At 67.5% G+C, this 6985-nt stretch carries 6 protein-coding genes and 1 pseudogene; all 7 read left to right on the plus strand.

The window, feature by feature from the left end:
* Positions 1 to 1604, plus strand: a 1604-nt coding sequence (locus tag EOA27_RS15425) for an adenine deaminase C-terminal domain-containing protein (RefSeq protein WP_127256616.1), incomplete at its 5' end; no start/stop codon positions are given.
* Positions 1605 to 2531: a LysR family transcriptional regulator gene (locus EOA27_RS15430; protein WP_126078773.1), complete on the plus strand. Its 927-nt coding sequence runs from the start codon at positions 1605 to 1607 to the stop codon at positions 2529 to 2531.
* Positions 2532 to 2637: 106 nt separating this feature from the next.
* Positions 2638 to 3138, plus strand: coding sequence for a thiamine pyrophosphate-binding protein (locus EOA27_RS15435; RefSeq protein WP_126078774.1), 501 nt, complete (start codon positions 2638 to 2640; stop codon positions 3136 to 3138).
* Positions 3135 to 3743 (plus strand): thiamine pyrophosphate-dependent enzyme, encoded by a 609-nt coding sequence (locus tag EOA27_RS15440; RefSeq protein ID WP_126078775.1) that lies wholly within the window; start codon positions 3135 to 3137, stop codon positions 3741 to 3743. Before EOA27_RS15435 ends, EOA27_RS15440 begins: the two co-directional genes overlap by 4 nt.
* Positions 3744 to 3752: 9 nt before the next feature.
* The gene (locus EOA27_RS15445) at positions 3753 to 5318 is read left to right on the plus strand and encodes a GMC family oxidoreductase N-terminal domain-containing protein (RefSeq protein WP_126078776.1); all 1566 of its coding nucleotides are present in this window, start codon (positions 3753 to 3755) and stop codon (positions 5316 to 5318) included.
* Between the two features lie 48 nt (positions 5319 to 5366).
* Positions 5367 to 6740 carry an amidohydrolase gene (locus EOA27_RS15450; RefSeq protein ID WP_126078777.1) on the plus strand — a complete coding sequence of 458 codons (1374 nt, stop codon included), beginning with the start codon at positions 5367 to 5369 and terminating at the stop codon, positions 6738 to 6740.
* 13 nt (positions 6741 to 6753) lie between these two features.
* Positions 6754 to 6985 (plus strand): annotated as a pseudogene (locus tag EOA27_RS15455) (aromatic ring-hydroxylating dioxygenase subunit alpha); the annotation flags it as partial.

Below are 6985 nucleotides of genomic sequence, written 5' to 3' on the forward strand. Positions count from 1 at the left end.
CCTACAAGGGGACCGCCGCCAGGGTCTACCAGGCCAAGGGCGACATCGTCGCGCCGGGACTGGTCGATCCGCACATCCACATCGAATCGTCGATGGTGACGGCCTGCGCCTATGCCGAGGCCGCGCTGCTCAACGGCACCACGACCATCTTCTGCGACAGCCACGAGATCGGCAACGTGATGGACGTGGCCGGCGTCGAAGCGATGCTGGAGGATGCCCGCCAGGCGCCGCTGTCGATCTTCCTGACGGTGCCCAGCACAGTGCCCGCCACCTCACCGCAACTCGAAACGGCCGGCGGCGACCTGACGGCGGAAAAGATCGGCGCGCTGTTCGACAAATGGCCGGAAGCGGTGGCGCTCGGCGAAAAGATGGACTTCGTGCAGGTGGCGATGGGCGACGAGCGCAGCCATGCGATCCTCGCCGCGGCGCTCCAGCGCGGCCGCCCCGTCTCAGGGCACGTCTACGGCCGCGAATTCGTGGCGGCCTATGCCGCTTCCGGCGTGACCGACACGCACGAGGCGATCGACCGCGAGATCGCCGACGACATGCTGGAAGCCGGCATTTGGCTCTTCCTGCGCGGCGGCCCGCCGACGACGCCGTGGCACTCGCTGCCGCAGGCGATCAAGACGATCACCGAGCTCGGCGCCTCGCACAAGCGCGTCGCCGTGTGCACCGACGACCGGGATGCCGACGATTTGCTGCTCTTCGGCCTCGATTGGGTCACGCGCGAGGCGATGAGAGCCGGCATGAAACCGGAACAGGCCTGGGCGATGGGCTCGCTGCACGGTGCCACGCGCTTCGGCATGGAAGGCGAGATCGGGGGCCTGGGCGGTGGGCGGCGGGCCGACCTCATGCTGCTCGACGATTCCTACAAGCCGGTGAACACCTGGTACGGCGGCGAACTGGTCGTCGAAGACCGCAGGATCACGCCGGTCCTCGACCAAGCGCTGTCGCAGCGTTACCGCTATCCCGAGGCGGCCTACCACACGGTGAAGCTGCCGAAGGCGATCAAGCTCACCCCGGACCTTCCGACCGAAAAGGTCGTGGCGCACACCATCCGGACCGAGCTGCCGGGCATCACGCTCGGCCACGAGCGGATCACGCTCGAGCCGGCGAACGACTGGCAGACGCATTTCGACCGGCACGGGCTCTGCTTCGTGACCGTGGTGGAACGGCATGGCAAGTCCGCCGGCAATGTCGCGCACGGGCTGCTCAGCAACTTCGCGCTGAAGCGCGGCGCGGTCGCATCCTCGGTCGGGCATGACAGCCACAACATTATCGTCGCGGGGGTCAACGAGGCCGACATGCAGGTCGCGCTGCGCGCGCTCGAGGAGAAGCAGGGCGGCGTCTGCGTGGTCCATGACGGCAAGGTGACCGCGATGGTCGACCTGCCGATCGCCGGGCTTCTGTCGGACAAGCGCGTCACCGAGGTTGCGGAGGAGATGAAGGTGCTGAAGCGCGAATGGGAAGCGGCCGGCTGCTCCATCCCCTATATGGGCTTCTACCTCATCCCGCTCTCCGTGATCCCGGAGATACGCATCACCGACAAGGGCCTCGTGCTGGTGCCGGAGATGGAAATCGTGCCGGCCTTCGAGGCGGCCTGAGTGGATCCCTATCGCCTCGGCCTCGTCTCGCCGCGTATCCACTATTTCCAGCTGGTGGCGCGGCTGGGCTCGGTGCGGCAGACCGCGCAGGTGCTCAACGTCGCGCCGTCCTCCATCAGCCGCCTCATCAAGGCGCTGGAGGACGAGATCGGCACGCCGTTGTTCGAGCGGGTGCGGCAACGCCTGAAGCTGACCAGCGCGGGTGAGCTGCTGCTCTACCACGCCAAGGTGAGCACCTCCGAGCTTGGCCGCGCCTGGTCGGAGATCAACGACCTGCGCGGCCTCAACCGCGGCGGCGTCTCCGTGACCGTGGTCGAGAGCGTCGCGCGTGGCCTGATGCCGGCCGCGCTGAAGGAGTTCTGGGAGCGTCACCCGCTGATCACGGTCGACGTGCGGGTCGCGGGTTCGCAGCAGGCGTGCGATGCCGTGGCGGAGGGCGACTGCCAGCTTGCGCTCGCCTTCGACGTGCAGGTGCCGCGCAGCGTGCGCAAGATCGCGGCAGCCACGCTGCCGCTCGGCGTGGTCGCGCATCCGGACAGCCGCTTCGCCGGCCGCAAAGAGCTGAAGCTGTTCGACCTTTCCGGCGAGCGCGTGATCCTGTCAGACGGCAGCCTGGCGCTGGGGCTTTCGGTGGAGGAGGCTATCAGCCGCTCGATCATCGATCTGACACGGCGCTCCCGAACCAATTCGATCGGACTGATGATCGAGCTGGCCAAGCTCAATCTCGGCACAGTGCTGCAGACGCGCATCGGCGTCGAGGCGGAGGTCGCCGACGGCACACTGATCTTCGTCCCGCTGCATGATGCCAAGATACCGCCGCGCCGGCTGATGCTGCTGACCCGGCCGGAGCGCGAGATGTCGGACGCGGCCTCCGCCTTTGCCACGCAACTGGCGCGGACGGTAGAGCGGCTCGGAAACGGTCGATGACGACCGCGGCCAGTTGTTGCGTTTTGCGCATCGTATTGCGGCTTGCTTTTGCACTATTCGGAACATCTCCTTTTCTGCGAACCTGCGCCGGCAGGAGAGAATTCGCATGAAGAAAAGCGCGGTGTACGCCGTCATTCGCGGTCTGAAAAGAGCAGGAGTGTCGATCGTCTGCTACCTGCCGGATTCGCTGTTCAAGGAACTTTACCCGGCGCTCGACGCCGATCCCGACATCAGGACGATCCGCGTCACCAATGAGGGCGAGGGCGCGGCCATCTGCGGCGGCGTGTTCCTGTCGGGCAAGCGGGCCGCGCTGGTGATGGAGAACTCGGGACTCAGGGCCTCGGTCGAGCCGCTGGCGCGCATGGGCCTGGGCGCCGGCATCCCCGTCGTGATGCTAATGAGCTACCGCGGCGAGCTCGGCGAGAACAACTGGTGGGCCATCCCCCACGGCATCACCATGGAGCCGGTGCTGGACGCGTTGCGCATCCCCTACCGCGTCGTGCGCGAGGAGGAAAAGATCGAACGGGCGATCGCCGACGCCTACTCCTGGTCCTACGCGTCCTATTACCATTCGGCGGTCGCGCTCGGCGGCGAGGTGGTGCGATGAAACGCTTCGACTGCATGAAGGCGCTCGCTGCCCGGCTGAAGGACGAGCTGGTGATCCTGTCGCTCGGCGGCAGTGTCGACGAATGGTACAACGCCGCGCCGCACATGCGCGAGGCGAGCCTCTTCCAGCAGCAGCTCGGCTGCGTGACGCCCCAGGCCTTCGGGCTGGCGGCCGGCCTGCCGCACCGCCGCATCGTCTCGCTCGACACCGACGGCGGCCTGCTCTTCAATCTCGGCATCCTCGCCACGCTCGGCAATGAGCAGCCGAAGAACCTGCTGGTCGTCGTCTGGGACAACGAGCAGTATTTGTCGATCGGCGGCCCGCCGACCCACACCGCCTTCGGCCGGGTGGACCTCGCCGCGATCGCCCGCGGCGCCGGGGTCGACGACGCCTATCTGGTGCGCACGCTCGACGAGTTCGACGCCCACTGCAAGGCGGGGTTGGCCGCCGGGAAGCCGTACATCATCGTCGCAAAGGTGTCGGGTACGGTGCAGCCCGACATCAAGCGCAAGCACAGCGACGGCCGCGAGGACAAATACATCTTCGTGCGCCATGTCGAGGCGACCGAAGGCATGACCATCATGGGTCCGAGCGAGCACAACTGAAGTCGGCCCATGATCGCCTCCGCCCCAGCCATTCCCCCCAGGCCGCTCAAACCTTCCTACGACGTCATCGTGGTCGGCGCGGGCTCCGGCGGCGCAGCGGTGACGCGGCGGCTGGTGGACGCAGGCGCCGAGGTGCTGCTGATCGAGTCAGGGCCGGCCGGCATCGGCATCGCCGAGATCGACGATCCGGCGCAATGGGTGCCGCTTGGGCGCGGCGCCTATGACTGGGGCTACGACTACGCACCCACGCCCCACGTCAACGGCCGCACCATCGGCATCCCGCGCGGCAAGGTGCTGGGCGGCTCCAGCGCCATCAATGCGATGATGTGGTATCGCGGCCATCCGCGCGACTACGATGCCTGGGAAGACGCCGGCGCGAAGGGCTGGAGCTTCGCCGACTGCCTGCCATACTTCCGCCGCTGCGAAGACTGGCGGGACGGCGCCAGCGAATGGCGCGGCGCGGGCGGACCGCTGCGCATCGAGCGCGCGGCCGAAATGCACCCCGTGGCGCAGGCGCTCATCGACGGCGCGGCGGAGCTGGGCATCCCGGTCATCGACGATCCCAACGGTCCCGACAACGAAGGCGCCGCCCCCGCCAACTTCAACATCGCCGGCGGCCGGCGCTGGAGCGCCGTGCAGGGCTACCTGCTGCCGATCCTCGACCATCCGCGCCTCACCGTCCTGACCGAATCGCTTGCCGTCGGGCTGACGGTGGAGAACGGCCGGTGCGCCGGCGTGCGCCATCTCGTCGGCGGAGCGGAGCGGGAGAACCGCGCGCGAGAACAGGTCGTGCTGGCGCTGGGTGCCATCGACACGCCGCGCCTGCTGATGCTCGCTGGCATCGGCGACCCGGCCGAGCTCGGCAGGATCGGCATCCCGACCGTTCACGCGCTTTCCGGCGTCGGCCGCAACCTCCAGGATCATCCGCTGGCGCAGGCCTGCGTCTTCCGGGCGAAACGGCCGCTCGGGCCCGTGACCGGCAATAGCGGCGGCTCGATGGTGAACTGGAAATCGCGATCGGACCTGCCACAGGCCGACCTTCATGCCTTCCCGGTGCAGGGCAACAGCGCCGAGCCGGCGATCCGCGCCCGCTACGAGATTTCGGGCGACGTCTTCTCCTTCGGCGCGGGCGTGATGCGCTCGAAGAGCGTCGGCCATCTGCGCCTGCTGGAAGCCCGGCCAGGCGGCGCACTGGAGATCCAGCCCAACTTCCTCGCCGAGCCCGAGGATCTGGAGGCGATGGTCACGGCGGTCGAGGCCGTTATCGAGATGGCAGCCGCGCGCGCCAACGCGCATGTCTTCGCCGGCTTCGCCGCGCCCGACCGGCGGCTGTCGCGGAAGGAGACGGTTGCCTTCGTCCGCGACGCCTGCTCGACCTTCTTCCACACCTGCGGCACATGCCGCATGGGCGAGGACGAGGAGGCCGTGGTCGACAGCCGCCTCGCGGTGCGCGGCATGGGCGGACTCACCGTCGCCGATGCGTCGGTGATCCCGATCATACCGAGCTGCAACACCCATGCGCCGGCAACGATGATTGGGGAACGCGCGGCCGACTTCATCCTGCAGGCGGCCTGAAACTTGCCTGGCTGTGAGGACGAGGCACGAACGGATACGGGGAACGTAGTGAGTGAAAGCATGATCCTGGCAGGCGACCATCTGCTCACCATGGACGCAACCAACAGCGTCATCGCCGACGGCGCCGTGCTGATCGAGGACGGTCGCATCGCCGCGGTCGGCAAGCTGCGGGAGATCTCGGCCGACAACCCGTCGACGCCGGTGAAAAAAATCGCCGACAGCGTGCTGATGCCGGGCATCGTCAACGCGCATGCGCATTCCGGCTTCCTGCGCGGCACGGCCGAGCATCTGCCGGTCTGGGACTGGCTGACGCTGCACATCAACCCGATGCACAGGGTGCTGCAGCCGCACGAGGCGGAAGCCGCCTCGTGGCTGTGCTACGCCGAATCCGTGCTCGGCGGCACGACCGCGGTCGTCGATATGTGGCGCTTCATGGAGGGCAGCGCCAAGGCGGCGGAAGCGATCGGCAACCGGCTCGTCGCCGTGCCCTATGTCGGCGAGCATCCGGACTACAACTATTTCGACACGCTCGACATGAACGAGGCGATGATCGAGACGTGGCATGGCAAGGCCGGCGGCCGCGTCAACGTATGGGTCGGTCTCGAGCATCTCTTCTATGCCGACGAGGCTGGGCAGCGCCGCGCCGTGGAGCTGGCGAAGAAGCACGGCACCGGCTTCCACACCCATTGCAGCGAAGCCCGGATCGAGCTCGCCGAATTCGAGAGACGCTACGGCAAGCGGCCGATGTACGTGCTAGACGATCTCGGCTTCTTCGAAACGCCGCTCGCCATGATCGCGCATGGCGTATGGCTCGATTCCGCCGAGATCGAATTCATCGCGAAGCGCCGCGTGTCGGTCGCGCACAACCCCGTCTCCAACATGAAGCTCGCCAGCGGCATCGCGCTGGTCGGCGAGATGCTGGCCGCCGGCGTCGCGGTCGGCATCGGCACGGACGGCGAGAAGGAGAACAACAATTTCGACATGTTCGAGGAGATGAAGGTCGCCTCCCTGCTCGGCAAGCTCAAGGACCTCGACGCCGCCGCCATGGACAGCTGGCAGGTGCTGCGCATGGCGACGATCACCGGGGCAAAGGCGATCGGGCTCGACGCCGAGATCGGCTCGATCGAGCCCGGCAAACGCGCCGACATCATCGCGGTCCGCGCCGACACGCCGCGCATGACGCCCCTCTACGGCGAAGGCCCCTACTTCAACCTGCAGCACAATCTGGTCCATGCCGTGCGCGGCAGCGACGTGGCTATGACGATGATCGACGGCCAGATCGTCGTCGAGGATGGCGAGCTCAAGACCGCCGATCTGGGTGAAATCATCGCGGAAGTCCGTAAGGTGGCGCCCGGCCTCTTTGCCCGGCGAGCGGCCTTCCTCGCCGAGAATGCCGGCGGCATCCGGCAATGGACCGACTGAACGGAGCGGAGCCATGAAGACGACCGACAGGGCGGCGCTCGACGAATGGTACGCGGTGGCGACCGCCGCGGAACTCGGACAAGCTCCGGTCGTGACACGCCTGCTCGGCCAGGACATCGAGCTCTGCCGCGACGAGGCCGGAGTGCCGGTCATCCGTGAAATCTTGAACGACGGCGGAAGAAGCCGCGCCCTGCCCGCGCAGGAGCGCTACGGCTGCATTTGGACGACGCTCGGCCGGCCCAACA

Source organism: Mesorhizobium sp. M2A.F.Ca.ET.037.01.1.1, from assembly GCF_003998075.1.
Lineage (GTDB): Bacteria > Pseudomonadota > Alphaproteobacteria > Rhizobiales > Rhizobiaceae > Mesorhizobium.

Bases quoted from the DNA above. Each gene is read 5' to 3' on its own strand.
- EOA27_RS15435 (WP_126078774.1), top strand. From the start codon at position 2,638: ATGAAGAAAAGCGCGGTGTACGCCGTCATTCGCGGTCTGAAAAGAGCA.
- EOA27_RS15440 (WP_126078775.1), top strand. From the start codon at position 3,135: ATGAAACGCTTCGACTGCATGAAGGCGCTCGCTGCCCGGCTGAAGGAC.
- EOA27_RS15445 (WP_126078776.1), top strand. From the start codon at position 3,753: ATGATCGCCTCCGCCCCAGCCATTCCCCCCAGGCCGCTCAAACCTTCC.